Here is a 1617-nt window from a genome sequence, read left to right on the forward strand (position 1 = left end):
GGCCCGCTGTGGTGAGGTGGGCGGCGCCGACGGCGTCAGCGTCCTTTGGCTAGGGCCGTCGGAGTTTCTGGTGGTGGCGCCTGAGGAGACCCACGACTCGCTCGGCGGCAGCTTCATCGGTTCCCTCACCGCAGCCCTCGGTGGGGCCCCGGGTCAGGTGGTGGACCTGTCCGCGAACCGCACCACGTTCGAACTCTCCGGCGCCCGGGCCCGTGCCGTCCTGGAAAAGGGCTGCTCCCTGGACCTGCACCCCCGCAGCTTCACTCCGGGAACAGCCCTGAACACCGAGGTGGGCAACATCCCGGTGGTCCTTGAGAAGACCGGGGAGGAAAGCTTCCGGCTCTTCCCCCGCGCCTCCTTCGCGGACTTCCTGGGCCGGTGGCTCCTCGATGCAATGCGCGAGTACGCCTCGCCGAAGGTCCCCTGATGGCGCTTGGCGTCCTGGATCTCTTTTCCGTTGGCATCGGGTCCTCGTCGTCACACACGGTGGCCCCGATGCGGGCGGCAAAGCTGTTCGCCGACGGACCCGAAGGCGGCGGGCTGCTGAGCTCAACCACCCGGGTTCGGGCTGAGCTGTTCGGATCGCTCGGTGCCACCGGGCGGGGCCACGGCTCGGACAAGGCAGTGGTCCCGGGCTTTGAAGGACTGAACCCGGAAACCGTGGACACGACCGGAGAGAGGCGATGGGCTTCAGCGGTGCGCCTTCTCCACCAAGACACGAAGGAACTACAACATGGCTGTAGGAGTTTTCGACCTCTTTTCCATCGGGATAGGACCTTCGAGCTCGCACACCGTCGGACCGATGCGGGCAGCCGCGGTGTTCAGCGAAGAGCTGAAGGCCTCCGGCATCCTTGCTGATGTGGAATCACTGCGAGTCGACCTTTACGGGTCCCTCGCTGCGACAGGGCACGGGCACGGAACCATGACGGCGATCCTTCTCGGTCTTGAAGGTTTCCACCCGGAGCTGATCCAGCCCGAGGAGGTGGAGGAGCGGCTGGCAACCATCGCCAGCACCGGCATCCTGCAGCTTGGTCAAAGCGTGTCCTTGCCCTACGGGGTCAAGGACATGGTCCTGCGTCCACTGACGATCCTGCCGCGGCACACCAACGGCATGACATTCACCGTCTACGGCGCGGCCGAGCAGGTCCTCCATACGGCTACTTTTTTTTCGGTCGGCGGAGGTTTCATCGTGCGGGACGGTGAGGAGGACGCCGCCCAACAGGAACTCGAAACCTCAAAAAAGGAGCTTCCGCTACCGTTCCGCACCGCTGCAAAGCTGCTGGAACACTGCCGTCGAACCTCCCTCGGTATCAGCGATGTGATGCTGACCAACGAAAAGGACAGCCGCACGGAGGAGGAAATCCGGCAGGGCCTACTCCACATCTACTCGGTCATGGAAAGCTGTGCAGAGGTCAGCCTCACCCGCGAAGGACTGCTACCCGGCGGGCTCAAGGTTCGTCGTCGCGCCCCCGACTGGCATGATCGCCTGCTGAAGGAAGACAAGGACCGCGACCCTAAGTACTGGCAGGAATGGGTAAACCTGATCGCTCTTGCCGTCAACGAGGAAAACGCATCCGGGGGCAGAGTGGTCACCGCGCCGACCAACGGAGCGGCGGC

At 64.4% G+C, this 1617-nt stretch carries 3 protein-coding genes; all 3 read left to right on the forward strand.

Annotated elements, in window-relative coordinates; genetic code table 11:
• The coding region (locus Y705_RS21525; protein ID WP_081738097.1) for a sarcosine oxidase subunit gamma at window positions 1-427 on the forward strand (427 nt) is incomplete at its 5' end.
• Window positions 427-858: a serine dehydratase beta chain gene (locus tag Y705_RS23695; protein ID WP_081738098.1), complete on the forward strand. Its 432-nt coding sequence runs from the start codon at window positions 427-429 to the stop codon at window positions 856-858. The genes Y705_RS21525 and Y705_RS23695, both read left to right, overlap by 1 nt.
• The coding region (locus Y705_RS21535) for a serine dehydratase beta chain (protein ID WP_444826195.1) at window positions 770-1617 on the forward strand (848 nt) is incomplete at its 3' end. The genes Y705_RS23695 and Y705_RS21535, both read left to right, overlap by 89 nt.

It is taken from the genome of Arthrobacter sp. H41 (assembly GCF_000520535.1).
Lineage (GTDB): Bacteria > Actinomycetota > Actinomycetes > Actinomycetales > Micrococcaceae > Arthrobacter_D.

Bases quoted from the DNA above. Each gene is read 5' to 3' on its own strand.
- Y705_RS23695 (WP_081738098.1), top strand. From the start codon at position 427: ATGGCGCTTGGCGTCCTGGATCTCTTTTCCGTTGGCATCGGGTCCTCG.